General features: G+C 63.8%; 16 protein-coding genes and 1 pseudogene. 8 read left to right on the top strand and 9 right to left on the bottom strand.

The annotated features are described in order from the left end of the window. Positions 1 to 6: 6 nt before the first annotated feature. From BJD12_RS24065 to BJD12_RS24055, 5 genes are all read left to right on the top strand, one after another. Positions 7 to 795, top strand: a complete 789-nt coding sequence (locus BJD12_RS24065) for a hypothetical protein (RefSeq protein WP_126936615.1) — start codon at positions 7 to 9, stop codon at positions 793 to 795. Positions 796 to 913: 118 nt separating this feature from the next. Then, on the top strand, positions 914 to 1348 hold the full coding sequence (locus tag BJD12_RS03510; RefSeq protein WP_074059499.1) for a hypothetical protein: 435 nt from the start codon (positions 914 to 916) through the stop codon (positions 1346 to 1348). A gap of 68 nt (positions 1349 to 1416) precedes the next feature. Then, entirely contained in the window at positions 1417 to 2067 is a 651-nt protein-coding gene (locus tag BJD12_RS03505; RefSeq protein ID WP_005993421.1) for a hypothetical protein, read from the top strand. Positions 2068 to 2137: 70 nt separating this feature from the next. Then, complete coding sequence (locus BJD12_RS24060; protein WP_126936614.1) at positions 2138 to 2959, top strand: hypothetical protein; 822 nt, start codon at positions 2138 to 2140, stop codon at positions 2957 to 2959. 135 nt (positions 2960 to 3094) lie between these two features. Beyond that, positions 3095 to 3505: a hypothetical protein gene (locus BJD12_RS24055; RefSeq protein ID WP_155616218.1), complete on the top strand. Its 411-nt coding sequence runs from the start codon at positions 3095 to 3097 to the stop codon at positions 3503 to 3505. 373 nt (positions 3506 to 3878) lie between these two features. Here the strand turns inward: BJD12_RS24055 and BJD12_RS03495 are convergent, their stop codons facing one another. The 4 genes from BJD12_RS03495 to ptsP all read right to left on the bottom strand — a co-directional run bounded on the left by BJD12_RS03495 (position 3879) and on the right by ptsP (position 10693). Next, complete coding sequence (locus BJD12_RS03495; RefSeq protein ID WP_005993425.1) at positions 3879 to 5156, bottom strand: carbohydrate porin; 1278 nt, start codon at positions 5154 to 5156, stop codon at positions 3879 to 3881. 173 nt (positions 5157 to 5329) lie between these two features. Beyond that, positions 5330 to 7075: a PTS fructose transporter subunit IIC gene (locus BJD12_RS03490; RefSeq protein ID WP_005993427.1), complete on the bottom strand. Its 1746-nt coding sequence runs from the start codon at positions 7073 to 7075 to the stop codon at positions 5330 to 5332. 148 nt (positions 7076 to 7223) lie between these two features. Beyond that, the gene (gene pfkB, locus BJD12_RS03485; protein WP_005993429.1) at positions 7224 to 8180 is read right to left on the bottom strand and encodes a 1-phosphofructokinase; all 957 of its coding nucleotides are present in this window, start codon (positions 8178 to 8180) and stop codon (positions 7224 to 7226) included. After that, on the bottom strand, positions 8177 to 10693 hold the full coding sequence (ptsP, locus tag BJD12_RS03480) for a phosphoenolpyruvate--protein phosphotransferase (protein ID WP_058564022.1): 2517 nt from the start codon (positions 10691 to 10693) through the stop codon (positions 8177 to 8179). Before ptsP ends, pfkB begins: the two co-directional genes overlap by 4 nt. 161 nt (positions 10694 to 10854) lie before the next feature. On the opposite strand from ptsP, the pseudogene BJD12_RS03475 reads away from it, so the two are divergent. Further along, positions 10855 to 11666, top strand: a pseudogene (locus BJD12_RS03475) (LacI family DNA-binding transcriptional regulator). An 866-nt stretch (positions 11667 to 12532) separates the two neighbouring features. Here BJD12_RS03475 and BJD12_RS03465 read toward each other — a convergent pair. Genes BJD12_RS03465 through BJD12_RS03455 form a run of 3 tightly spaced genes read right to left on the bottom strand, consistent with a single transcriptional unit; the run spans position 12533 to position 17697 of the window. Continuing rightward, on the bottom strand, positions 12533 to 15703 hold the full coding sequence (locus tag BJD12_RS03465) for a multidrug efflux RND transporter permease subunit (RefSeq protein ID WP_005997967.1): 3171 nt from the start codon (positions 15701 to 15703) through the stop codon (positions 12533 to 12535). 12 nt (positions 15704 to 15715) lie between these two features. Then, complete coding sequence (locus BJD12_RS03460) at positions 15716 to 17023, bottom strand: efflux RND transporter periplasmic adaptor subunit (protein WP_058563202.1); 1308 nt, start codon at positions 17021 to 17023, stop codon at positions 15716 to 15718. 14 nt (positions 17024 to 17037) lie between these two features. Next, the gene (locus tag BJD12_RS03455; RefSeq protein WP_042827721.1) at positions 17038 to 17697 is read right to left on the bottom strand and encodes a TetR/AcrR family transcriptional regulator; all 660 of its coding nucleotides are present in this window, start codon (positions 17695 to 17697) and stop codon (positions 17038 to 17040) included. Between the two features lie 276 nt (positions 17698 to 17973). Between BJD12_RS03455 and BJD12_RS03450 the strand changes: the two genes are divergently transcribed. Then, a complete protein-coding gene (locus BJD12_RS03450; protein ID WP_039424015.1) occupies positions 17974 to 22980 on the top strand; it encodes an NAD-glutamate dehydrogenase in 5007 nt (1668 codons plus the stop codon). A 225-nt stretch (positions 22981 to 23205) separates the two neighbouring features. On the opposite strand, the gene BJD12_RS03445 is transcribed toward BJD12_RS03450, so the two are convergent. Further along, positions 23206 to 23994 carry an SDR family NAD(P)-dependent oxidoreductase gene (locus BJD12_RS03445; RefSeq protein WP_005989818.1) on the bottom strand — a complete coding sequence of 263 codons (789 nt, stop codon included), beginning with the start codon at positions 23992 to 23994 and terminating at the stop codon, positions 23206 to 23208. A 188-nt stretch (positions 23995 to 24182) separates the two neighbouring features. Between BJD12_RS03445 and BJD12_RS03440 the strand changes: the two genes are divergently transcribed. Further along, positions 24183 to 24758 carry a TetR/AcrR family transcriptional regulator gene (locus BJD12_RS03440; RefSeq protein WP_005989816.1) on the top strand — a complete coding sequence of 192 codons (576 nt, stop codon included), beginning with the start codon at positions 24183 to 24185 and terminating at the stop codon, positions 24756 to 24758. 308 nt (positions 24759 to 25066) lie between these two features. Here BJD12_RS03440 and BJD12_RS03435 read toward each other — a convergent pair whose 3' ends face one another. Then, positions 25067 to 26503, bottom strand: a complete 1437-nt coding sequence (locus tag BJD12_RS03435; RefSeq protein ID WP_005989814.1) for a DHA2 family efflux MFS transporter permease subunit — start codon at positions 26501 to 26503, stop codon at positions 25067 to 25069. Between the last annotated feature and the right edge of the window lie 316 nt (positions 26504 to 26819).

Below are 26819 nucleotides of genomic sequence, written 5' to 3'. Positions count from 1 at the left end.
GTTTGCTTGGAAATTTCATCGCAAAAGCAGCTCAGGAGCCATGGAACCCCAGATTTCTGCTATTTGTGCGGACAACTGTTAGACGACTCAAGCTCATTCAATCGAGATCATTGCCCGCCGAAAGGCTTCTTCGCCCCCAGCGACCGCGAGAATTACCCCATCATTCTTCCTACGCACGAAAGCTGTAACAACAGTTGGAAGGAGGCTGACGAACTTGTCGGGATAATCACAGACGCGCTTCACACAAGAAAGAAAAGCCAAGACCAAGCTTTTACCTCGCGCTTTGAAACCGAGTTTGTCAGCTTCGGGAACAGCCAAGCGGCATCTGTATCAAATCTTCCTCTTGCACCAATGGCTGCTCGCATTGTTCGCGGAATGCATGCTCTTCTATACAAAGAGTTTCTTCCTGTCAGCACCCAGAGCAAATTCCACATTCCACTGCCGGAAGCCGAGCTGGAGAGAAAAACTCCCATTCTTCCGCTTGAGCAGACGTTTACGTTCTCTGGGATCATTCGAAAAACTCTACTCTCAAAGTCGGCTGACGTTGTGCGCGCCTACAATGACAAATTCAAATACGCGTGCACTTGGGAACGCTTCGACAATGGTGGGGATTTCTGCATCGCTTGCTTCGACATCTACAACTTTCACAAGCTCGCTCCACCTGTAACGAACTTCCCGAAGTGCTTTGTCGCAATGTATATGCCTCAAAGACTGCCCATCGGCGCCTCGAGAGCATCAGACCTTGAAATCTCACTCACGCACAGCGAGCTCCTTGATCCTTGGCAGCAAATCTAACAATTTATTCAAGCCGAGCCCGCTTCGCAGCCTTGGCAGAGCGCCGTAAGATTGTCACTCAGCCGTGGCCGCGCAGCGAGCCGGCTTAACTGAGGCTTTAGCAGCTAAGGAGAAGAATTTGGCGACCGCAATAACGGCACTGCTTTCCATCTTCGGCGTAGTGGTTGGCGCGCTCCTGCAGAATCACTTCGCACGCCAGTCACATCAGGAGAAGCACCTCCTTGAGTCACGGAATGCTGCGTACATTGACTTTCTTGAGGCCGTCTCGGAACTTGTTGCTGCTCAGCGTGTGGGAAATAAGCAGCGAGAGATTGAGCAGCTAGCTCGGTTAACTCATGCAAAGGCCCGCATCTGCATCTTCGGTGAGGAGCATGTCGTGAGGCGTCTAGCCACGTTTTGGGCAACTGGCGCCACGCTTGAGACAGAGCAAGAGATTCTGGCTTTCACCCGCTTTTGCATGGAAATTCGAAAGTCACTTGGCATCAAGGACAAAGAATTCCTTCACAGCGAGGTTTCTCAATTGCTGTTTGCCGTCAATCCGGCACGCAGCTAACAGTTCATTCAAGCCGAAGCCGCTTCGCGGCTCAGCTTAATTCAGGTGTTAGGCCGCTAGGAGATATCATGGAAGACCAACTAAATTCTGTGCTAATGTTGCTTCTCGGCTGGTTGCTCGGCACGCTCAGTCCCGCAATTGTAGATGCCATAAAGTCAAAGAGAGAAACAGCTCTTGGTCGCGAGGCAATAGAAAATGAACTTAGGGAGTTCTCATCCATAATTCTTGCCGCTTGCTTCCGAACAAGTGGCTTAGCTGGTCAAATCGACAGAGCGTTTCTTAACTGGCAAAAAGGCAAGCTAGAGGCGGACCCTGGCAATGAGAGATCTGCAAAGTTTCTCGCCATGACAAATCAGCTTCTGGCGTTTCCCGATGACCAGATTGCTGGCGCGTCGCAAACTGCCGACGCAAAAGCGACTCTTTTGCAGAAGTACGCAGTTCCGCTACTGGATTATAGAGTCTCCGCACTCCAGACGTTTGATGCGCGCCATCAGACAAGTCTTCTTGAGATTAGGCGCAACATATCCCTTCTTGACTCAATCGTGGATCAGTCACGCGAGTTCTATCGCATGACCTTCGTACAACTACCAGAAGGCAACTACGACATCATTAGGGCCAATTTGGGGCAGACATACAGCGAGTACACTCAGCGGGCAAAGGTCATAGTCGATCAATTCATGCACTCCGGGTGGTGGCCTAACAATTCATTCAGGCGTTAAGCTATTAGCGAACTAACCTTGTCAATAAGCTAGCCACAAGGTACGCCACCAAATAAAACTGGACACATATATGCTTACTACCAAAAAATCTCTGCATGACTTTCTCACCAGCGGATCGGGTTTGGCGATTTTAGTTGTGGCATTGGTGTTTTCAGTTTTATCACTAATAATTTTCCTGCTTGCAAGTTGGGTGCAGAACTTGGCAGAACCTTGGAATAAAACCGCCGGCCCATTTCGTGAAGTCGGTTCGCTTCTTCTGACGGTCGGTGCCCTCGATTTTCTATTGAGAACAAAAATATGGAAAGAAGCCATTGATTCCGTTAGCGAACGCCTTCACCTTAAAGAATCCACTCTAATATCAGGCCTAACGGATTGCTGGAAATTCGATGAGGTGCCATGGGCGAAATTGTTTGGAAATTCAAAGACAATCACCATAGTGGCCATTTCGGCACGCCCGCTTTTGGTGGATCGATTGGCAATTTTGCGTGACTTCCTTTCCAAAGATGGCGTGCGTCTTAAATTGGTTCTTTCTGATTTTCGAGAAGATGAATTGATGGGCAGATTCGATGCCGAATTCAATGAAAAACCAGGAACGCGCTCAACTAAACTCAAGGATGCACTGAAAGAACTGCTGAAGGCGCTCAATAAAACGGACTTGACTAAAGTTGACATATATCTCTCAAAAACACGAGTTCCATACTCTGCATATAAATTCGATGATGACGTTCTTTTTGTGCCATATATTGCAGAGCCAACGCGAGATACACGGAGAATCACAGCTCTTTTATTTGGCGAAGGTCAAGTTCAGCGCGCATTCTTAGCACCTGACTTCGCATATCTAACAAACAACGGCAACATTGATCACAACACTCTTCAAGGGCATTTAAATTAAACATGCCAGTAAATCAGTGCTTCAACCCCTAAGCCTAACTGGTTGGTCAACCCGACGTCCACACGCTCTGCTTGTGGATACCCTCCGTGCCTCGCACTCCGCGAGCGCTAGGCCCCCTTTGAGGAACGCGCAGCTTTGGGACACTTCCACGGCAATGTTGTGTTACCCGGCGCCATTGATCCCGCAGACGAAGTGGCAGTAGTTAACTTCGTTCATTCGATCTTGGCGCCGCATCAACCCGAGCAGGATGAATGCTTTCCTCTCGCCTTCTATTCTGTCGTTGATAAAGGGTGGTACTCCCGCGTGGGATATCTTGCAATTGACTTTCCGCAGGCTCTTTCTGGCAGCAACCTCGTTATCGTTCCAGTTGCCGCTCTCCTGTTCAATGATGAGCCGTACGTGTTTGTAGCGCCAGATGGCGAATGGCATCAGTCTGGCTCGACATACACTTCAACTGAAATTGATGAAAGTTGGCCAAAGAGATTTCGTAGCCTGGCAAAGGCCTACAAAGACCGCTTGTCAGCAGTTGTCTACTTCAAGTGCTAAGCATGCCTGTCGCAAAGGTCATGGTGCCCGTCAAGCGGGCGCATAACAATTCATTCAAGCCGAACTCGCGTCGCGGCGCGGCTTAATTCTGGCGTTAGGCAGTGGTGGGTCATTGCAGCTTCGGCATCCGCTGTCGCGTGATCCTGCGTGTCCAGTGACTGGCTTGCGCGACCAGGTGGGCCGATAACGCCTCATTCCGTGCGATTGCGCACTGACGCGGCTCATCCAACTCGTCGGCCACATCCGGAAAATGACCAAGTCAACCGAGTCGACGCAATGCGTTGCACTGAAGTCAGATGCAACGCACCCGCCACTCACTTCAGGCAATAGTGCTCGACAAGCATGCGCGCAACGCGCACAGCGTCTCTACGGCTCACAGATTCCAATCAACCCGCATGCCGGCGATCAACGCATTCTTCAGATCATTGGTGCGCGTGGGTTCGTTGAACTGGTCCGGGTTGATCACGTAATGCAGGTTGGGGGCGATGCGCAGGCGCTTGGTGACCTGGATGCCGTAGCTCAGCTCCATCATGATCTGGTTGTCGGCCGGGGTGCCGGTGCCGCCGGCGGAAGCGCGCGCCAGGCGCAGGTTTTCGATGGCGTCGTCGCTGTACTTCTGTTGGGTGATCACAAACGCAATGTTGTCCTGCGGGCGGCTGGCGAAGGTGCCTTTCTGCACCAGGCCCAGTTGCACGAAGTGGTCTTCGATCGCCTGGCCGCTGGTGCTCTTGAGGATGGCGGCGAAGACCGTCAGCCCCTGGTTGCCGGACGGGTCCGGGTTGGTGACCTGCTGCTCGAAGCGGCCGAACAGGCCCGAGCGGCCTTGCTTGTTGTCATAGCCCAAGCCGCTGAGGACGGCGGGGTTGCCGTTGCGGTCGCGCAGCGGGTCGGTGTAGTCGGAGTTGTCCTGCCAGCCGCCGAGTTCGTACATCGCCGCCAGCGTGCCGTCGCCGCCCTTGTTCTTGTAGCCGATGGCGTAAGGCACCACCACGCCGGTGGTGTCGTCGGTGCTCCACTTCAGGCCGTGCTGGCCGTCTTGTGCCTGCACGGGGTTCACTTCATACGCGCCCACATGCACATAGACCTTGGGCGTGACCCAGGCGGTGGCATGCGCGGCCCAGCTGGAGACCGGCCAGTAGGTGAAGTTGCTGGTGCGGAACACGAAGGTGGGGTTGCCGCACGCGGAGTTGCCCTGGAAGTACTGGCACAGGTCCGAGCCGAGGAAGTGGATGTTGGCCACGCTGCGGCCGGCTTCCAGTTCCAGGCGGTCGTTGAAGAGTTTTTGCAGCAGGGTGAAGTTGGCTAGGCGCGTGCCCTGGCCGCCGTAGATTTCCTGCACAGAGGTGCTGTTGCCGATGCTGCTGTTGGACAGGTTGGTGCCGTGGCGGTTGGTGACGTACAACTTGACGGTGGCGCCGTTCCAGCCGAACAGGCGGTCCATGTCCACGTCGGTGCCGACCATCAGCTGGCCGGCGTAGGCGTCGCCGCTCTTGCGGCCGCCATCGATCATCGAAGCGGCTTCGCCGGTGTAGCCGAGCTTGAGCTTGAAGGCGTCGGCGGCGTCCTGCGCGTGGGCCAAGGGGGCCAGCGCCATGGCAAGCGACAGGCACAGCAGACGATGGGAAGCGCGGTGGGAGAGCAGGGCGGTCATGGCAGGACTCCGAACAAAGAGGGCGTGGCCGAGATGGCGGACGCGACAGCAAGGGGATGGGCAAGCCGCTGGCGGCGCGCGATCAATGCGCGGTGCGGCGGTAACGGCAATCAGGGGCGACGCGCGTCCGGCGCGTCGGATGCGGCGGCAGATGTCTGCCGCCGCAGGTTGGCTCAGGCGACGACGTCGACCACCGGCTTCTTGAGCACGCGCAGGGCGATCGCGGTGACCGCCACGCCGGCCAGCAGCGCCAGCACATACATCGCCAGGTGGGTGACGGCATTGGGAATCAGCAGCACGAAGATGCCGCCGTGTGGGGCCTTCAGTTCGGCGCCGACCGACATCGAGATCGCGCCGGCCACGGCCGAGCCGACCACCAGCGCCGGGATGGTGCGCAGCGGGTCGCGGGCGGCATACGGGATCGCCCCTTCGGTGACGAAGGCCAACCCGAGCACGCCGGCGGCGGTGGCCGAGCCGCGCTCTTCGACGGTGAAACGATTGCGGAACACCCAGGTGGCCAGCGCGATGCCCAGCGGCGGGGTCATGCCGGCCACCATGGCCGCGGCCATCGGGGTGTAGACCTGGCTGGCGATCAGGCCGGTGGAAAACGCGTAGGCGGCCTTGTTGACCGGCCCGCCCATGTCGAAGGCCATCATGCCGCCGAGCAACAGGCCCAGCAGCAGTGCGCTGCTGCCCTGCATGCCGCGCAGCCAGGCGGTGAGCCAGGCCAGCAGGTCGGCCACCGGTTGGCCGAACACGTACATCATCGCCAGGCCGACCAGCAGGGTGCCCAGCACCGGCAGGATCAGCACCGGCTTGAGCCCTTCCAGGTTGCGCGGCAGTTTGATGTAGCGGTTGAGCGCGGCCACGCCATAGCCGGCGATGAAGCCGGCAATGATCCCGCCGAGGAAACCGGCATTGAGATTGGCCGCGACCAACCCGCCTATCATGCCGGGCGCGATGCCGGGGCGGTCGGCGATGGAGTAGGCGATGTAACCGGCCAGCGCGGGCACCATCAGGGTGAATCCGGCCTTGGCGCCGATCTGGAACAGCGACCAGGCCAGCGTGCCCTGATGCGCATCGTCGCCGGCATAGATGCCGCCGAGCGCGAAGGCCAGCGCGATCAACAGGCCGCCGGCGGTGACGAACGGCAGCATGAACGACACGCCGGTCATCAGATGCTTGTAGGCGCCGGTGCGGCCGTTGGCCTTGCTCGCGGTGGCGCTGGCGGCCGTGCCCGAGGCCGGCGTCGCGCCGCCGTGCACGCTGGCTTCGGCCAGCGCCTTGTTGATCAGCGCCGGGCCGTCGTTGATCGCCGGCTTGGTACCGCTCTTGAACAACCGCTTGCCGCCGAAGCGGGCCAGGTCCACTTCGCGGTCGGCAGCGATGATGACCACGTCGGCGGCGCGGATTTCCTCGTCGGTCAGCGCGTCCTGCGCGCCCACCGAGCCCTGCGTTTCCACGCGCATCTGGTAGCCCAGCTTCTTGGCGGCCTGCTGCAGGCCCTCGGCGGCCATGAAGGTGTGGGCGATGCCGGTGGGGCAGGAGGTGATCGCGATGATGCGCTTGCCGCCTGCGCCGGACGCAGCGGTCGCTACCGATGTGCTGGCGGGTGCGGTGGTGGCAGCGAGCTGGCCGACGGCGGCGGCCGGGTCGTCCAGCAACGCGCCCAGGCTCAGATGCAGCAGTTGCGCGTCGCCGAAGCGCGCGGTGTCGGCATCGGCATCGCCGACGATCAGCACTTGCGCAGCGCCGTTGGTCAGCTCGGTCGGCAGTGCGCCGAGCACGCCCTGGTCGCTGCGGATTTCGATCGTCACGCTGCGCCCGGCGGCGGTGGCCGCGCGGCGCAGCGCTTCGGCCGCCAGGACGGCTTCGGTACTGCGTTCGCCGGCGGCGATGACCACGATGGAAGAGGACATGGGAAAACTCCTGCTGTATTGCGGTCGCCGGTAAGGCCGGCGGGGGAATTGGGGTGTTAGGCGTGCGGATGACGCATGCCGGGATGGCGGCAGTCGGAACGCCACGCCAAGACCGGCGTGCCAGTCGCCGGCAAGTGCCAGGCGGCGCTCACGACAGCGTCTCGATCACGACGTCGGCCGCAGCACGGCGCACGCCGTCGGCGTTGAGCCTGCGCGCGTCGCCGCTTTCCAGCCGGCACATCGAAAACGCCGTGGCCAACCGCGCGCACTGCTCCAGATCGGTGGGCGCATCCAGCAGCGCGGCGGCCAGGCCGGCCACCATCGCATCGCCCGCGCCAACGCTGCTGCCCTGTGCCAGCCGTGGCGGACGCGCGATCAGGCGCTGGTCGCGCTGCACGAACAACGCGCCGTCGGTGCCCATCGAAATCACCACCAGCTGGATGCCGCGCGCGAGCAGTTCGTGCGCAGCGGCGCTGAGTGCGGCCCGATCGGTGAGCGGGCGGCCGGTCCAGGCTTCCAGTTCATGACGATTCGGCTTGACCGCGTAAGGCAGGGCCTCGCGGGCAGCGCCCAATGCCGCCACCAGCGGCGCGCCGCTGGTGTCGAGCAGCACGCGTGCGCCCGCCGCGCTGGCCTGCGCCTGCAGCTGCGCCCAGCTGTCGTCGGGCAGGCCGGCCGGCAGGCTGCCGGATAGCACCACCGGCAAGCCGGGGCGCAGCAGCGGGGCGAGTTGATCGGCCACGCCTTGCAGATGCGCGCTGGTCAGTTGCAGGCCGGGCAGGTTGATGTCGGTGGTGTCGTTGCTGCGCGCTTCCACCAGCTTGAGATTGGTGCGGGTTTCGCCGGCCACGCGCTGGCAGTGGTCGACGATGCCGCGCTCGCGGAACAGCGCTTCGAACACGCCGGCATTGCCGCCGCCGAGCACGCCGAGTGCGGCGACATCGCTGCCCCAATCAGCCAGGCAGGCGGCGACGTTGATGCCCTTGCCGCCTGCGTCGTTACGCACGCTGCTGGCCCGATGCACGGCGCCAGGCAGCAGGCTGTCGAGCCGGATGGTCTGGTCGATCGCCGGATTCAGCGTGATGGTAATGGCCTGCAGGCTCATGCCCTGTCCTCGCGCTGCACTTCGAGTGCGCGCACTTGCTCGGCGGTTTCGCAGTTCAACGCCTGCTCGGCCAGCTGCTGCAGCGCGCTGAGCGCGGTGCCACGCAGACGTGCCTTGACCGCCGGGATGTCGTTGGGTGTCATCGACAGTTCCTGCACGCCCAAGCCGGCCAGCAGGCTGGCGCCGAACGCATCGCCGGCCAGACCGCCGCACACGCCAACCCAACGGTCGTGCTTGCGCGCGCCTTCAATCGTGCTGCGGATCATGCGCAGCACCGCCGGGTGCAGACTATCGGCTTCGGCGGCCAGTTCCGGGTTCTGGCGGTCGATCGCCAGCACGTACTGGGTGAGGTCGTTGGTGCCGATCGAGAAGAAGTCCGCATGGCGCGCAAGCACGTCGGCCTGCGCGGCGGCGGCGGGCACTTCGATCATGATGCCGATCGGCACTTCGGGCGCATCCAGCTCGGCGCGGATGCGCGCGCAGATGGCGCGCAAGGCGATTAGCTCCGGCACCGAGGTGATCATCGGGAACATGATCGACAGCCGCGCACCGTCCTTGGCAGCGCGGTACAGCGCACGCAGTTGCGGCTCCAGCAGGTCCGGGCGACGCAGCAGCAGGCGCGCGCCGCGCACGCCCAGGAACGGGTTTTCTTCGTGCGGCAGTTCCAGGTGCGCCACCTGCTTGTCGCCGCCGATGTCCAGCGCGCGCACGATCAGCGGGCGGCCATCCAGGGCCTGCGCCATCGCAAGGTAGGTTTGGTACTGCTCGTCTTCGCTGGGCGTGCTACCGCTTTCCAGGAACAGGAATTCGGTACGCATCAGGCCCACGCCTTCGGCGCCTTGGGTTAGCGCCATGGCCACCTGATCGGGCAGGTTGACGTTGGCGCCGATGTCGATGTGGTGGCCGTCGGTGGTCTCGGCGGGCAGGGCGCGCTGCGCGGCTTCGCGCTCGCGGATGGCCTGTTGTTCTGCGATATGGGTGCGCGCGGCGTCCAGATCCTGCTCGGACGGGTTGAGATAGAGCCGGCCGCTGCTGCCGTCGATGATCGCGGTGACGCCATCTTCGATGTCCAGCAACTGGCCCCCGGCTGCGACCAGAGCCGGCAGGCCCAGGGTGCGCGACAGGATCGCGGTGTGCGAGGTCGGGCCGCCCTGTGCGGTGGCCAGGCCGAACACGCGCGCGGTGTCCAGGTTGGCGGTGTCCGACGGCGACAGGTCGCTGGCCAGCAGGATGCAGGGCTGCTCGGGCAGGTCGGTGAGGCCAGCGCTCGCCGCCGCCGGGTCCAGCTGGGCCAGCACACGGCGGCCGACGTCGCGCAAGTCGGCTGCGCGGCCGGCCAGCACCGGGTTGCCCAGCGCCGCCAGGCCGGAGGCGATCTGTTCCACCGCCTGATGCCACGACCATGCAACGCCATGGCCTTCGACCATCAGCTGGCAGGTGCGGGTGATCAGGTCGGTGTCGTTGAGCAGCTCGGCCTGGGCCTTGAAGATGGCCGCGTCCGAGGCGCCGAGCCGGCGCTGGGTATCGTCCTGGATCGCCGCCAGCTGCTGGCGGGTGCGGGTCAATGCGTCGTGCAGCTGCGCGCCGCCATCGCCCAGGCCAACCGGTTGATCGGCCACCTCGGTCTGCGCCGCGCGCAGGCGGTGCACGATGCCGATCGCCACGCCCGGGCTGGCGCCGATGCCGACGATGGCCGGCTGCGCCTGCGGCGGGGTCCAGCCGACCACCGGGGCGGCGCGGCGTTGCGCGGCACGTTCGGCATCAGCCTTTTCCTGTGCGGTCAGGCTGTCCATCACCGCGCGCAGGCGCTTGAGCAAGGCGGCGGCATCGCCGCCTTCGGCCGAGACGGTGATGCTGTCGCCGGCGCGCAGGCCGAGTTGCAGCAGGCCGACCAGGCTCTTGGCATCGGCGGCCTGGTCGCCAGCGCGCACCTGGGCGCGGGCGCTGAAGCCGCGCGCGGTTTCGGCCCAGCGGGTGGCCGGGCGCGCGTGCAGGCCGCTGGGGTAGGCGATGGTCCACTCGAAGCGCTCGGCCAGATCGGTGGCCGGCACGGCGCTGCTGTCGGGGGCGCGGTCGCCGGTGAGCGCGGCCACGATCACGCCGGGGTCGTCGGTGGTGAACAGCGCTTCCAGCTGCGCCGGGTCCTGGATCAACCGGGTCAGCCGGCGTAGCAGGGTGATATGGGTGTCGGACTGGGCAGCGATGCCCACCACCAGTCGGGTGATCTGGCCGGGGTTCCACTCCACGCCTTCGGGCAGCTGCAGCACCGCAATGCCGTCGCGGCGCACCAGGTGGCGGTCCTCGCCCACGCCGTGCGGGATCGCCAAGCCATGGCCCAGGAAGGTGTTTGCCAGGCCTTCGCGGCGTCGCATGCTGGCGTCGTAACCGGGCGCTACGCAGCCGGCGGCGACCAGCAATTGAGCAGCCTGGGCGATGGCATCGTCCTTGTCGCGGGCCTGCGCACGCAGACGGATGAGCTCGGGAGTGACGGGGGCGGGCGACGGAGAAGACAAGGCGGGCTCCGATTGGGGGATCAGGCTGGGAAGTATAGTGGGAACGTTCCCACGATCCAGGTCAATGTGCAGTGCACAAAATCCTTGTAGTGCTTTCGGGTTAGCATCGGAACGGCTAGGGCGCCTGGGTCAGGTGCGCAAACGGAGCGGGAACGATCCCAGTGAGTATCAGCATCAATGACGTGGCCCGGGTGGCCGGTGTGTCCAAGTCCACGGTCTCGCGCGCGCTGGGCACCGGCCCGGTATGCGCGTCACCCTGTGCAATACCGATGAAGACCCCGAGCGTGAGGCGCTGTATCTGGAGTTGATGCAGGAAGAACGCATCACCGGGCTGATCTTCGCGCCGACCCGGGTGACGGTCGGGCGCATGCACGAACTGGCGTTGGATTACCCCACCGTGCTGGTGGACCGCGCGGGCCCTGGCAGCCGCTACGACAGCGTGGTACTCGACAACGCCGCTGCGATGGGCGAACTGGTCGCGCATCTGCAGGCACAGGGGTATCGGCGCATCGGCGGGCTGTTCGGCAGCACCAGCACCACTGCGGCCGAGCGCCGTGATGGCTACCTTGCCGCGATGCGTGCGCAGGGGCTGGAGCCGGATTACCGCGAAGTGGCGCCGACGGCCGAAGCGGCGATCGCCGAACTGGGCGATTGGCTGGCCAGCAAGGCTCGCCCGGAAGCTATCGTCACCAGTAACAGCCTGCTGCTGATGGGCGCACTGAAAGCTGCACGTACCGCCGGCCTGCGCCTGCCGCAGGACCTGGCGCTGGCCGGCTTCGACAACGAACGCTGGACCGATCTGGTCGAACCGGGCATCACCGTCGTCGAACAGCCGGTGGAAGACATGGGCCGCGCGGCGATGTCGCTGCTGCTGGAACGCCTGGGCAACCCGCAGCTGCCGATCCGCCGCATGGTCATGACCGGGCGGTGCGTGGTGCGAGGGTCGACTGGAACACGCACACCGGGCATCTGACTGCAGCTGAGTAGCGCGCTCAGCGCCGGTCAAAACGCCTGGCTCGTCGTGAGCGCGGCATGCTGTTACCGCTCGAAGTCAAACGTATGCCTCGGCGAGCGCGCGGTGTCCTCACCGCTTGCGTGAACCCATCCATGGGGGCTCGATGGCGGCATCCATGCCGCCAACGGTCCCGCAACCGGCGAGGGCACCGCGTTAGACAGTTTGCTGGCTGTTTTATTGAAAGCTCTGCGCACCAACCATCGTGACTGGTCCTTTTGCGGGACACGCCGTGAACCCATCCATGGGGGCTCGATGGCGGCATCCATGCCGCCAACGGTCTCGCAAGCGGCGAGAGCACCGCACCGGACAGTTTGCTGGCTGTTTTATTGAAAGCTCTGCGCACCAACCATCGTGACTGGTCCTTGCCTACTTAGCCTGAATTAGTCGGGAGCGCGGCGCCCTCACCGCTTGCGGGACACGCCGTGAACCCATCCATGGGGGCTCGATGGCGGCATCCATGCCGCCAACGGTCCCGCAACCGGCGAGGGCACCGCGCCAGACAGTTTGCTGGCTGTTTTAGTGAACGCTCTGCGCACCGACCATCGTGACTGGTCCTTGCCCGTCTACCGTCGCGGGACCTTACGCGGCATGGATGCCGCGTAAGAGCTTACAAGGACGTACTTGCAGCGTGTCCCGCGATGGTAGGCGGGCAAGGGCCCTGCAACGACGCCGCCGATTAGGGACTTTCCTTCTGGCCCATCCGCGCGCTATTGGAGAAAGCCGCTTCGAGCCGTCGCTTGGTTCGGATGCAGTCAAACTCTCAGGTCAAAGCACAAAAAAGCCCCGGCAGTGCCGGGGCTTTCGGTTTGCAATGAACGCCCGACTCAACGATCCGGACGATGCGTGCCCGAGTCGTTCTGTGCGACCAGGTATTCCTTGGACTGCTCGTCCAGCTTGTCGCCCAGCATGCGGCGCACCACCACGAAGAACAGCGGGATGAAGATCACGCCGAGCACGGTGGCGAACACCATGCCGCCGATCACCCCGGTACCGATGGAGTGACGCGAGTTGGCGCCGGCACCGGTGGAGATGGCCAGCGGCAGCACGCCCAGGATGAAGGCGAACGAGGTCATCAGGATCGGGCGGAAACGCAGGTGCGCCGCTTCCAGTGTCGCCTCGCGCAGGGTCTTGCCCGCCGCCCGCTGCTCCACCGCGAACTCCACGATCAGGATCGCGTTCTTCGCCGCCAGACCAATGACGGTGATCATGCCGATCTTGAAGTACAGATCGTTCGGCAGGCCGCGCAGCATGGAGAAGGTGATCGCGCCCAGCACGCCGATCGGCACCACCATCAGCACCGCCACCGGAATCGACCAGCTCTCGTAGAGTGCAGCCAGGCACAGGAATACCACCACCACCGACAGCGCGAGCAGCAGCGTGGCCGCGTTGCCGGCGATGATTTCCTGGTAGGACATGCCGCTCCAGTCGAAACCGAAGCCCGGCGGCAGGTCGTTGTTGACGATCTCTTCCATCGCCGTCATCGCCTGGCCGGAGCTACCGCCCGGGGCAGGGTTGCCGACGATGTTCACCGCCGAATAGCCGTTGTAGCGATTCAGCGCCGGCGAGGCGTAGGTCCATTCGGCCTTGACCACATTGCTCAGCGGAATCATGCCGGGCTGCCCGTCGGCACCGGTGGCGGTGCTGCTGGGAGTGAAGAAGTTACGCAACGATTCCGGGCCGGTACGGAACTGATCGTCGGCACGGATGTTGACGCGCTTGATGCGGCCTTCGGAGAAATAGTCGTTGACGTACACCGGTGCCAGCATCAGCTGGATCGAGCTGTAGATGTCGCTGACTTCCAGACCCATCGACTGCGCCTGCACGCGGTCCACATGCAACTGCAGCTGCGGCGAGTTTTCCAGGCCGTTCGGGCGCACGCCCACCATGGTGTCGGCTTTCTGCGCCGCCTTGCCGAGCACGATGTTACGCGCCTGGGTCAATGCTTCCTGGCCTGCGCCGGAGCGGTCCTGCAGCCACATGTCGAAGCCGCCGAACTGGCCAAGGCCCTGCACGGTGGGCAGGTTGACCACGAAGATCTGCGCACCCTTGATGCCGTAGAAGGCACCGTTGAGTTGCTGGATCAACTGCTCGGCCGTGACGTCACGCTCTTCCCACGGCTTGAGCCGAATGAAGCCCATACCGACGTTTTCGCCCGAGCCCAGGAAGCTGAAACCGGCAATCTGCAGCATGCCTTCCACAGCGGGCTGTTTTTCCAGCACCGCACGCATCTGCGCAAACGCTTCGTTGGTACGGATCTTGGTAGCACCCGGCGGCAGCTGCACGATGGCCACTGCAAAGCCCTGGTCCTCTTCCGGCAGGAAGCTGCCCGGCATGCGTGTGAACAGGAAGCCGCACAGCACCACCAGCACCACGAACACGATCATCCACGGTGGCGAGCGCTTCAGCGTGTGGCCCACCACGCCGACATAGCGATGCGCCAGCTTGTCGTAGTACTTGTCGAACGTGCGATAGACCCAGTTCTTCTTGTCCGAATGGGTGGCCTTGAGGAAGCTGGCGCACAACGCCGGCGTGAAGGTCAGCGCCAGGAACGCGGAGAAGCCCATCGACATGGCGATGGTCAGCGCGAACTGCTTGTAGATCGCACCGGAGGCGCCGGGCTGCAGCGAGGAGGGGATGAACACTGCCGCCAGCACCACGGTGATGGCCACCACCGCGCCGGTGATCTGGGTCATTGCCTTTTGCGTGGCCGCCTTTGGCTCCAGATGTTCCTCGCTCATGATGCGTTCGACGTTCTCGATCACCACGATCGCGTCGTCCACCACGATGCCGATCGCCAGCACCATCGCAAACAGCGTCAGCTGGTTGATGGTGAAGCCGATGGCATACATGCCGAAGAACGTGCCCAGCAACGCCACCGGGATCACCAGTGTCGGGATGACTGTAGCGCGGAAGTTCTGCAGGAACAGCAGCATCACCAGGAACACCAGCACGATGGCTTCCACCAGCGTGTGCACCACTTCCTCGATGGAGATGCGCACGAAGGTGGTCGACTCGTACGGCGCAAACCAGGTCACGCCCTGCGGGAAGGTGGGCTGCAGCTCGTCGAGCTTGGCGCCGACCGCCTCGGACACGTTCAATGCGTTGGCGCCCGGCAGCAACTGGATACCGAAGGCACCGGTAGGCTTGCCGTTGTACTGGGTATCGAAGCCGTAGTTGCTCGGGCCCACCGAGACACGCGCGACGTCCTTCAGGCGCACCGTCGCACCATTGTTGTCGGTACGCAGGATGATGTTCTCAAACTCTCCCGGCGAGCTAAAACGCCCTTCCGCCGACACCGTGGCGGTGAAGCTGATGCCTTGCGGCGTTGGGTCGGCACCGACCGAACCGGCCGCGAACTGCACGTTCTGATTACGCACCGCGGTCAGCACCTGGGTGGCCGACAGGTTGTAACCCTGCAGCTTCTCCGGGTTCAACCAGATATTCATCGCGTACTCGGCGCCGAACTGGTTGGTGCTGCCGACGCCGGGAACGCGCGAAATCTGTTCGAGCACGCGCGAACCGACGATGTCGTTGAGCGCATCGCGGTCGATCGACGGGTTGTCCGAGCGCAATGCGGCCACCATCAGGAAGCCGGCGTTGGCCTTGGCCACCACCACACCCTGCTGGGTGACTTCGGACGGCAGGCGTGGCGTGGCCAACGACACCTTGTTCTGCACCTGCACCTGCGCGATATCCGCGTCGGTGCCGGTTTCGAAGGTCAGCGTGATGGTGACGCGGCCGTTGGAGGCCGACGACGAGTTGAAATACAGCAGGTGGTCGATACCGGTGAGCTGCTGCTCGATGACCTGCGTCACCGCCTTTTCGGCGGTATCGGCGCTGGCACCGGGGAAGTTGGCGGTGACGGTGACCTGCGGCGGGGCGATCGTGGGGTACGACTCGATACCCAGATTCAGGATCGAGATCACGCCCGCAAGCGAGATCAGGATCGCCACCACCCAGGCAAAGATCGGGTGTTCGATAAAAAACTTAGGCATGTGCGGGTTCCGTCACTGCTGCTTGGACTGGGAGTCGGCCGGCTGCGCCGCCGCATCCTGCTTGGGCTGCTCCTGCGCCGCCGGGGCCGCGGCATCAGCCGCGTTGGCGGCCGGTGCGGCCTTGGCATCGCCGGCCTGGCCGGCAGCAGGCGCCGCGCCAGGTGCACCGGGCTGGCCACCGGCGGCCGGCTTGTTCGGATCCCACGGCACGCCCTTGGCGGGCTGACCTTCCTTGGCCTTCTGCACGCCGTCGACGATGACCTGATCGCCCGGGGTCACGCCGCCGGTCACGATCCACTGGCCCTTCTGCTGGCCGTCGACAGTGAGGTTCTTGCGCACCACCTTGCCGTCCTTGCCGAGCACCAGCGCATAGGCGCCCATGGCATCGCGCTGCAGTGCCTGCTGCGGCAGCAGGTAGGCATTGTTGCGCTGGCCCAGGCTGGCCTTGAAGGTCACAAACGCACCTGGCAGCAGCGACAGTTCCGGGTTGGGCAGGGTTGCGCGCAGCGACACCGCGCCGGTGCTCGGGTCCACCGTCACCGCCGACACGTCCAGCGTGCCGGGGTGCGGGTACATGGTGCCGTTGCCCAGTTCCACGTTGATGGTGGACTTGCCGTCGCCGCTGAGCTGCACGTTGCCGCTGCTCTGCGCCTGGCGCAGCGCGGCGAGTTCTTCGCTGCTCATCGCAAAGTTGACGTACAGCGGGTCGATCTGGTCGACCGTGGTCAGCAGGGTGGCTTCGCCGGCGCCGACCAACGCGCCTTCGGTCACCCGCTGGATGCCGGCGCGGCCGGTGATCGGCGAGGTGACGCTGGCGAAGCTGAGCTGGATCTTGGCAGCCTGTACCGTGCCGCGCGCCTGTTGCACGCTGGCGCCGGAGGAGCGCTCGGTGGCTTCGGCGTTATCGATGTCCGCGCGCGAGACGTATTGCTGCGGCGCCAGGCTGCGCGCGCGCTTGGCGGCGATCTGGGCGTTGGCATAGGTGGCCTCGGCGGCCGCCAGCTGGCCCTGTGCCTGCAACAGCGAGGCGCGCAGCGGCATCGGGTCGATCTCGAACAGCGGCTGGCCTTCCTTGACGTCGGTGCCCTCGGTGTACAGGCGCTTGAGCAGCACGCCGTCCACGCGGGCGCGCACGTCGGCCGAGCGAAACGCCGACAGGCGACCCACCAGGTCGCGCTCCAGGGGCAGCGTCTGCGGCTTCATTTCCAGCACCGACACTTCCGGCGGCGGTGGCGCCTGCTGTTGTTCGGGCTTGCTGCAGGCAGCGAGCGCCACGGTGATGGCCAAGGCCAGGCCGAAGGTGCGGAGCGGGGCAATCATCAGGAGGAACTCCGTTAGGGTCTTGAAGTGAGAAGAGAAAGCGGGGCCAGCGCAGGCGTGGCGTTGGCCACGGCAAACGCCCGCAAAAAGGTATCGACGGCGAACTGCGCCCACTGCTGCCGGGCGGCAAGGCCGGCGCGATGGGGCACCTGGAAGCGTTGGCGATCGAAATCCAGCCCGACGATCATGCTGAGCAGCAGCTCGGCCATGAAGTGCGGATCGTCATGGCGCAGCTGGCCGGCGGTCATCGCCTGCTCGAAGCGATGCGCCAGGCGCTGCTGCATACCGACGACGCCCTCATGGAAGATCTGCTGGGACTGATCGGGGAACCGGTGCGACTCGGCCTCCACCAAACGACAGGTCTGTAACACATCCGGGCTGTTGAGGCGGTCAAGATGGGCCAGCGCGAAGGCCAGCAGATCCTCGCGCAGATCGCCGGATACCGCACCCAGCGGCACCGTGGCCAGATGCACATGGTCCTGAAGGACATCGCGCAGCAGATTCTCTTTACAACCGTAATAGCTGTAGAGCGTCTGTTTGGAACAGCCGGCACGCTCCGCCACCGCGTCCATGCTCAGCCGCATACCGCGCTCGGCAAGCAAAGTATGCACGGCAGCATGGATGCGGCGATCGCAGTCCGAACGCCGGGCAGCACGGGGGGAACGAGAGGTCATGGCGGTAGACTATACCGTCCAGTTTAGTTTTTAAACAGCCTTGACGATCGCAGTTTGGCCTGCGCAATGCCTTGTGTGCCAGGCATTGGGCCGGACTTTGCCGGATCTGGCGGTCCAGCTGCCATTGGCCAGGCCTGGCTGAGAAAACTACAGAGCCAAAGCGTTTTGGGGCCACTGCGGCGCCTGTTGCGCGCCATGCATTTGCGCTATGCAGCAAGGCGTTCTCACGGCGCATCGGTACAATTCAGGTTTTCCACCGAGCATCCCAGCTCTCTCATGACAGCCAAGAAAGCCGCTTCGAAATCGTCCACGACGTCGGTCAGACCGGTCGCCGAACGTGCCGTCCCCGTGCTTGCCACCGAACCGCAGGCGGTGACCCTCGAGCCGGTGTTTGCCGCCTTGCGCAAGCGCTATCCGGCCGCCCGCCAGGCAGAAGGACAGGCGTTCGCCGCCGACTTCTATCGGCGCATGGAAGAGGACGAGTTCCCGAACCATCCGCCCGAACAATGGGCGGCGCTGGCGGCCGACATGCTGGAATTTGCGCGCGTGCGCAAGGCCGGCACGGTCAATGTGCGGGTGTTCAACCCCACCTTGAAGAGCCACGGCTACGAGTCGCCGCACACGCTGCTGCAGATCGTCAACGACGACATGCCGTTTTTGGTGGATTCGGTGAGCATGACCTTGTCGGACCTGGGCATCGGCGTGCATGTGCTCGGCCACCCGGTGCTGCGCATCGCGCGCGACAAGGCCGGCAAGCTGACCGCGGTGGGCGAGGGCAAGAGCGAGTCGTTGATGGTGCTGGAGATCGATCGCCAGCCGGCCGATGAAATGGCCAAGGTGGAAGCGGCGGTGCGCAAGGTGCTGGGCGAAGTACGCGCCATCGTGCACGACTGGGCCTCGATGCGCGAAAAGATGGTGATGCTTGCCGACGACCTGGCCACCCGCCGCCTGCCGATCGACGACATCAGCCGCCACGAAGCGCAGGAGTTCCTGCGCTGGGCCGCTGCCGACCATTTCACCTTCTTCGGCTACCGCGAATACCGCGTGGAGAAGCAGGACGGCCAGGAAGTACTGGCACCGGTGGAAGAGACCGGTCTGGGCCTGATGCGCGGCCACGACACCTCGCCGGCGCGGCCGGTGACCACGCTGGCGGCGCATGGCCTGAATGCCTCGTCCAAGCTCAAGGACGCGTTGATCCTGACCAAGACCAATGCACGTTCGCGCGTGCACCGGGTTGGCTATATGGATTACATCGGCATCCTGGAATTCGACGCCAAGGGCCGCATCGTCGGCGAGCAGCGCTTTCTCGGCCTGTTTACCTCCAGCGCCTACAACCGCCGCCCGTGGGAAATCCCGCTGGTGCGTCAGCGCCACGAATACGTGATGAGCAAGTCCGGGCTGACCCCGAGCAGCCATAGCGGCAAGGCGTTGCGGCATATTCTCGAGACACTTCCGCGCGAAGAGCTGTTCCAGTCAAACGAAGAAGAGCTGTATCGCACCGCGATCGGCATCCTGGGCTTGCAGGAACGCGTGCGTAGCCGCATGTTTCTGCGCCGCGACAAGTACAGCCGCTTCATTTCCGCGTTGGTGTACATCCCGCGCGAGCGCTTCAACACCGATGTGCGCTTGCGCATCGAGGCGCTGCTCAAAGACGCCTTGCATGGCGAATACATCGACTCGTCGGTGGTGCTGGGTGAGTCGCCGCTGGCACAGCTGCATCTGATCGTACGGCCCAAGAGCGGCGAAGCGCTGGAGTTCAACACCACCGAACTGGAATCGCGGCTGGCGCATCTGTTGCGCAACTGGCGCGATGCCCTGCGCGAAGCGCTGGTTGCCCGTCACGGCGAGGCCAACGGCTTGCGCATGGCGGCCAATTTTGGCCGCGCGCTGCCGGCTGGTTACATCGAAGAGTCGTCGATCGAATCGGCGGTGTCGGACGTCGAACATCTGGCAACCCTGGATGGCCCGGACGATCTGCATCTGAGCCTGCAGGAGGTCCGTCGCGACGCTGGCGTGCAAGACGCCGGCGAAGGGCTGCGTCTGAAGCTGTACCGCCAGCTCGACGATATTCCGTTGTCCGATGCGATGCCGATGATGGAAAACATGGGCCTGCGCGTGATCTCCGAGCGGCCGTATCGGCTGCAGGTCGGCGAAACGCCTGTCTATATCCAGGATTTCGAGGTCGAATCCACCGCCGGCAAGATCAACGCAGCCAGCGCCGATGCCAGCTTCGGCGAAGCGTTCGAGCGGATCTGGAATGGCGATGCCGAGAACGACGGTTTCAACCGCCTGATCCTGGCCGCCGGCCTGCACTGGCGTCAGGTCGCGCTGCTGCGCGGTTACTGCAAGTACCTGCTGCAGACGGCAGTGCCGTTCTCGCAGGCCTACGTCGAAGCGACCTTCACCCGTTATCCGTTGCTGGCACGTTTGCTGGTGGAGCTGTTCGAAGCGCGCTTCGATCCGTCCACGGGCAGCGAAACCAAGGCGCAGATCTTTGCCGGGCAGGAGCGTCTGCGCGAAGAGCTCTCCGCGCTGGCAGGTGGCGATGAGGCCACGCTCAAGGCGCTGGAGCCGGTCCTGGAGGCGCGCGGTGGCGATCGTGCTGCGCAACAGGAGTCCACCCGCGCCACCCTGCTCAAGCTGATGGACCGCGTGTCCAGCCTGGACGAAGACCGCATCCTGCGCAGCTTCATCGACGTGATCGATGCAACCTTGCGCACCAACTACTACCAGACCGATAAACAGGGCAAGCACGGCCATTGCATCAGCTTCAAGCTGGATTCTGCGCTGGTGCCGGACCTGCCCAAGCCGCGCCCGTATCGCGAGATCTTCGTCTACGGCCCGCGTGTGGAAGGCGTGCACCTGCGCTTTGGCGCGGTGGCCCGTGGCGGCCTGCGCTGGTCGGACCGCCGCGAGGATTTCCGCACCGAGGTGCTGGGGCTGGTCAAGGCGCAGATGGTGAAGAACACTGTCATCGTGCCGGTCGGCGCCAAGGGCGGTTTCTACGTCAAGCGCTCGCCGGTGGGCGGCGACCGTGACGCGATCCAGGCTGAAGGCATCGCCTGCTACAAGCTGTTTATCCAGGGCCTGCTCGACATTACCGACAATATCGTCGGCGGCAAGATCGTGCCGCCGCCGCAGGTGGTGCGTCACGACCAGGACGACCCGTATCTGGTCGTTGCAGCCGACAAGGGCACTGCCACCTTCTCCGATATCGCCAATGGCCTGGCGCTGGACCATGGCTTCTGGCTGGGCGATGCGTTCGCCTCCGGCGGCTCGGTCGGTTACGACCACAAGGGCATGGGCATCACTGCGCGCGGCGCGTGGGAATCGGTCAAGCGCCACTTCCGTGCGATGGATCGCGATTGCCAGAGCCAGGATTTCAGCGTGGTCGGCATCGGCGACATGTCCGGCGACGTGTTCGGCAACGGCATGCTGCTCTCACGGCATATCCGCCTGCTGGCGGCATTCGACCACCGCCACATCTTCCTGGACCCGAATCCGGATGCAGCGGTCTCCTTTGCCGAGCGCGATCGCTTGTTCAAGCTGCCGCGCTCCAGTTGGGCCGATTACGACGCCACGCTGATCAGCGCTGGCGGCGGTATCTATCCGCGCACGCTCAAGTCGATCGACATCAGCGCGCCGGTGCGCGAGGCGCTGGGCCTGGAGCCCAACGTCAAGCAGCTCTCGCCCAACGAGCTGATGAACGCCATCCTCAAGGCGCCGGTGGACCTGTTCTGGAATGGCGGCATCGGCACCTACGTCAAGGCGTCCAGCGAATCGCATGCCGACGTGGGCGACCGCGCCAACAACGGCCTGCGCGTCAATGGCGGCGAACTGCGCTGCAAGGTGGTGGGCGAGGGCGGCAACCTGGGGCTGACCCAGCTCGGCCGCATCGAAGCCGCGCAGACCGGCGTGCTGCTCAACACCGACTTCATCGACAACTCGGCCGGCGTGGACACCTCCGATCACGAGGTGAACATCAAGATCCTGCTCAACGACATGGTGCAGGCCAAGAAGCTCACCTACGACGCGCGCAACACGCTGCTGGCGTCGATGACCGACGAAGTGGCCGACCTGGTGCTGTGGGACAACTATCGCCAGAACCAGGCCATCAGCTTGATGGAGCGCATGAGCGTCAAGCGCCTGGGCTCCAAGCAGCACTTCATTCGTACGCTGGAATTGCAGGGCCTGCTCGATCGCCAGATCGAGTTCCTGCCGTCCGATGCCGAACTCTCCGCACGCAAGGCGCGCGGGCAGGGGCTGACCCGGCCGGAACTGTCGGTGCTGTTGTCGTATTCCAAGCTGGTGGCGTTCCAGCAGTTGCTGGAATCGGATATTCCGGAAGACCCGTACCTGTCCAAGGAATTGCAGCGCTACTTCCCGCAGCCGCTGCAGAAAAAATACGCCGATGCGATGGAGCGCCATCGCCTCAAGCGCGAAATCATCGCCACCGCGGTGACCAACACCACCATCAACCGCATGGGCGCCACCTTCCTGATGCGCATGCAGGAAGACACCGGCCGCAGCATCGGCGAGGTCGCCAAGGCCTACACCATCAGCCGCGAAACGCTGGATGCGCGCGCGCTGTGGACGCAGATCGACGCGCTGGACGGCAAGGTGCCCGAGCCGGTGCAGATCGATGCACTGGAAGTGATCTGGCGCCTGCAACGCTCGTTCGTGCGCTGGCTGTTGCTGCGTCCGGGCCAGATGCCGGGCATCACGGCGGCAGTAGAGCGTTACCACGGCCCGTTCAACGATATCCGCGTGGCATCGGGCGTGTTGTCCGACACCCAGCGACCGCTGTACGAAGCCAGCGTGCAGGATTGGCAGGACAAGGGCCTGCCGCCGGCACTGGCGCAGCAGCTGTCCGAGTTGCGCTATCTGGAACCTGCGTTCGACATCATCGAAACCGCGCGCACCCGCAAGCTCAAGCCGGTGGAAGTATCCAAGGTGCATTTCCGCCTGGGCGATGCGCTGCGGCTGCCGTGGTTGTTCGAGCAGATCGACGCGCTGGAGGTCAACGGCCGCTGGCATGCGGTGGCGCGTGGCGTGCTGCGCGACGAACTGGCCGCGCACCAGCGTGCACTGGTGGGCCAGGTGCTGACCATGCCCGGCAGCAGTGCCGAGGACAAGGTGGCCAACTGGCTGGCGCGCGACGATTCCAGCCTGCGCTTCACCCTGGCCATGCTCGCCGACGTGGCCGAGCAGAAGACGCTCGATTACCCGACCGTGTCGGTTGCGGTGCAGCGGCTGGGTCAGCTGGCTGCGCACGGGCTGTAGGCGCGTGCCGTGGCGTGACAGCGGGGCACGCGCCGCTGTCACGTTGCCCGTCATCGGTGATGACCGTTGTTGTCTGTCACGCAAAAGGCCGCCCTCGGGCGGCCTTTTGCGTGATGGCGTCCAGACTGCTGCGGTTTCTTGAGTCCTGCAGCAGTCAGAGTGCACGGCAGATCAGCGCAGGCCCGGCAGCCTTCGCCACTCAGACCGGCGCTGAGTGAATGCCGCTCAGGCCGCCGGTCGATAGCGCTCCGCGGCGTTCGCCTGCCGGATGTCCGACAGCAAGCCCTGACGTGCGCCATCCAGTGCATCCCAGCGCTCGGCTGCATGCAACGGCGGAATCGTCACCAGCTCGCGGCGATCGAAGCCGATCAGCGCGGCATCGACCAATTCGCCAACGTCCATCAGATCGCTCAGCGTGTTGATGTCGATACCGGCGCGCTCCCAGATTTCGGTGCGCGTGCCGGCCGGCAGGACGGCCTGCACGTACACGCCCTTGGCGCCAAGCTCCACGTGCAGCCCCTGCGACAGGAACAGAACGAACGCCTTGGTTGCGCCATACGCAGTCATGCCGAATTCCGGAGCCAGCCCAACGACCGAGCCGAGATTGACGATGGCGCCGCTGCCGGATTGCGCAAAGCGTGGTGCGACGGCGGCACAAAGGCGCGTCAACGCGGTGATGTTGAGCGCGATCAGGCGATCGATCCCCTCGGCGTTTTGTTGCACGAGGCCGCCGGATTGCGCGATGCCGGCATTGTTGACCAGGATGCCGATCTGCGCGTCGTCGCGCAGGCGCGCTTCGACCTTGCTGAGGTCGGCAGGCTGGGTCAGGTCGGCCTGCAGCGCATCGACGGTGACCTGGTGGCTGTCGTGCAGGCGCGCGGCCAGGGCGTCCAGGCGTGTCTTGTCGCGCGCGACAAGCACCAGGTTATGGCCGCGTTGGGCGAAGCGTTCGGCGTAGACGGCGCCGATACCGGTGGAGGCGCCAGTGATGAGGACAGCGGGGAGGGTTGTCATGGAAGTTCCTTGCGGTTGGTCGGGGCAGATGCCCAGAGCGTGGGGTCGAAGCGGAGCGAGCAATGGCGTTGCTCGCAGGGCACCTTAATGATTATGACCAAAATCTAAAATGTCAATGCTTTGATGATGTGCAACATCAAAGTATGCTGGCGTTCTACAACGTCCCGCACCCACGGAGGGTCCCAACGATGAAAGTGACCAAGGCACAAGCGCAGGCAAACCGCGCGCACGTCGTCGAGACGGCCGGGGTGTTGTTTCGCGAACGCGGTTATGAAGGGATCGGCATCGCCGATCTGATGGCTGCGGCAGGGTTCACCCACGGTGGCTTCTACAAGCAGTTCCGCTCCAAGGCGGATCTGATGGCCGAATCGGCTGCCTGCGGGCTGGCCAACGTCGCGGCACAGACCGAGCACGCGAACAAGACGGATTTCGTGAACTTCTATCTGTCGCGCGGGCATCGCGACAACCCCGCCACCGGTTGCACGATGGCTGCGCTGGGCGCCGACGCTGCGCGTCAGCCGCAGGAAGTGCGCGAAGCGTTTGCTGTCGGGGTCGAAAACCTGCTGGCTGCGCTCGACCGTAGCGGCGCCGCGCCCGGCACTGCCGAGGCGGCACAGGAGCGCACCAGCAACCTGGACATGATGGCGCATGCGATCGGCGCCATCGTGCTGTCGCGCTCCTGCCCGAACGATTCGCCACTGGCAGACGAAATCATTGCGGTATGTCGCGACCAGATCCTGTCGTCGTTGCAACCGTCCAACTAGCGGGCACAGGTGCATGCGCACCTTGCGCGATTGCGCCGGTCAAGCCGCGCGGCGAGAAAAGCACGCGTCCTGACACGCCATGTAATGCGTGAGTGGTCCTGCAGATCCTTCGTGCTCGCCACGCGCATTGATCGCCGCATGACTGCAGCAAGTTGCGTGACGTCATGAAATCGAAGCGCAGGGGCACGTTGCAAACCCATTGTGGTCAGCACCTGCGACAGTAAATGCTGATGAAGTGCAGGAGCTGCGGTGTCTCTGTCGATATCGGCTGACGGCGGTGCCCGCCCGCCGGTCACGCCACAGGTGGGTCAGCCGCGCGAAGCGCGGTGTCCGCTCATTTCCTGCCCGGCGTGCTTGTCGAAGCGCACATGCCACCAGGTGGCGCTGAGCGAAATCAGGCTGACCACGCAGAACGCCAGCGAAAAATCGCGTTGCGCGGGCTGGGTGTGATCGCCGGCCAGCATCGCCAGCTTGAGAATCATCGCGCCGGCGCAGACACCCACCGACAGCATCAGCTGCTGCAAGGTGGTGTACAGGCTGCTCGCGCGGCTCATGCGCGCGCTGGGCACGTTTTCATAGGCGATGGTGTTGTAGGCGGCAAACTGGAACGACATGAAGGCACCGCAGCACAGCAGCAGGCCGAACATCAGCGCCGGCGGCCAGTCTGGCCGGAACAGTGCGCACACCATGTATCCCAGGCTGGCCAGGATGCCATTGCCGATCAGGCTGTTGCGGTAGCCGAAGCGGCGCAGCAATTGCGGAGTGATGCTGCGCATCAGCAATGCGCCGAGTGCGGTGGCCAGAATCAGCCGCCCACTGTGCGCGGCGCTGAAGCCGAAGCCGATCTGGAACAACAACGGCAACAGGAACGGTTGCGCGCCCTGGGTGATGCGCATCAGTGCGCCCCCGATCACCGACAGACGGAACGAGTCGATCCGCAGCAGGGTCAGATCCAGCAGCGGTGCAGGGTGGTGGCGGGCATGCCACAGATATCCCACGGACGCGGCCGCGCCGATGGCCAGCAACCAGCTGGCCATGCCGATGCCGTCCTGCTGGCTGACCATTTCCAGGCCGAACAACAAGCAGCCCAGCGCCATGCCGCACAACACGAAGCCACGCAGGTCGAAACGCGCCGGTGCGGTGTCGGTGGGAATTTCCGGGATGAAACGGCGCACCAGCAAAAAGCCGGCGATGCCGATCGGTACGTTGATGTAGAAGATCCAGCGCCAATCCAGATACGACACGAAAAAGCCCCCTAGCGGCGGGCCCAGCATCGGGCCGATGAAGGCGGGGACGAGCGTCCAGGCCATCGCCGACACCAGATGGCGGCGCTCCACGGTGCGCAGCAGGATCAGCCGTCCCAGCGGGGCCATCATCGCGCCGCCGGCGCCTTGCAGCACGCGTGCGGCCACCATGGTGGGCAGGCTGTCTGCCAGCGAACACAGGATCGAGCCGCCCACGAAGACCCAGATCGAAGCGCCGAACACGCGGCGCAGGCCGAAGCGGTCGGCGATCGCGCCGCTGGCCGGGATCAGCACCGCCAGTGCCAGCAGATAGCTGGTCATGGCGATGCTCATGGCCGGCGCGGCCACACCGAAGTCGCGCGCCAGCGTTGGCAGTGCGGTTGCCAGCACCGTGGCGTCCATCTGCTCCATGAAAATGGCGCACGCCAGGATCAGCGAAATGATGCGGTAGTCGGGATAACGCGGCGGCGTCACGCCGGCCTCGGACACGCTGGAAGACATCGGGTTCTCGGTTGCCGGGCCGCGTCTACGGCGCTGGAGCGCCGGAACAGCCCGCGTCGCACGGTGTTGTGCGGCGCAACATGGATATTGTCCGCTTGCGTAGCGCGCGGTTCAAGCACGTGGCGGCAACGCTGCGTGCGTTTGGGCGGTGCATTTCTGCGTTGGCCGGAGCGGACTCTTGAGTGGGGCGATCTGCCAAGTGGAGTGGCCGGATGTGATCGTGTTTGGTGGCTTGAAGAGGTGCGCTGATTGCCGCGCTATCTGTCGCTGATGGCCGTCTCAAGCGGGAAAAAGGAGCTGCCAGCGTTCGGGCCGT

Source organism: Xanthomonas vesicatoria ATCC 35937, from assembly GCF_001908725.1.
GTDB lineage: Bacteria > Pseudomonadota > Gammaproteobacteria > Xanthomonadales > Xanthomonadaceae > Xanthomonas > Xanthomonas vesicatoria.
This window is presented reverse-complemented; position numbering and strand designations above follow the sequence as displayed.

Coding starts and splice junctions, on each gene's coding strand:
- BJD12_RS03505 (WP_005993421.1), top strand. CDS start 1,417: ATGGAAGACCAACTAAATTCTGTGCTAATGTTGCTTCTCGGCTGGTTG.
- BJD12_RS24060 (WP_126936614.1), top strand. CDS start 2,138: ATGCTTACTACCAAAAAATCTCTGCATGACTTTCTCACCAGCGGATCG.
- BJD12_RS03495 (WP_005993425.1), bottom strand. CDS start 5,156: ATGACCGCCCTGCTCTCCCACCGCGCTTCCCATCGTCTGCTGTGCCTG.
- BJD12_RS03490 (WP_005993427.1), bottom strand. CDS start 7,075: ATGTCCTCTTCCATCGTGGTCATCGCCGCCGGCGAACGCAGTACCGAA.
- pfkB (WP_005993429.1), bottom strand. CDS start 8,180: ATGAGCCTGCAGGCCATTACCATCACGCTGAATCCGGCGATCGACCAG.
- BJD12_RS03465 (WP_005997967.1), bottom strand. CDS start 15,703: ATGCCTAAGTTTTTTATCGAACACCCGATCTTTGCCTGGGTGGTGGCG.
- BJD12_RS03460 (WP_058563202.1), bottom strand. CDS start 17,023: ATGATTGCCCCGCTCCGCACCTTCGGCCTGGCCTTGGCCATCACCGTG.
- BJD12_RS03455 (WP_042827721.1), bottom strand. CDS start 17,697: ATGACCTCTCGTTCCCCCCGTGCTGCCCGGCGTTCGGACTGCGATCGC.
- BJD12_RS03450 (WP_039424015.1), top strand. CDS start 17,974: ATGACAGCCAAGAAAGCCGCTTCGAAATCGTCCACGACGTCGGTCAGA.
- BJD12_RS03445 (WP_005989818.1), bottom strand. CDS start 23,994: ATGACAACCCTCCCCGCTGTCCTCATCACTGGCGCCTCCACCGGTATC.
- BJD12_RS03440 (WP_005989816.1), top strand. CDS start 24,183: ATGAAAGTGACCAAGGCACAAGCGCAGGCAAACCGCGCGCACGTCGTC.
- BJD12_RS03435 (WP_005989814.1), bottom strand. CDS start 26,503: ATGTCTTCCAGCGTGTCCGAGGCCGGCGTGACGCCGCCGCGTTATCCC.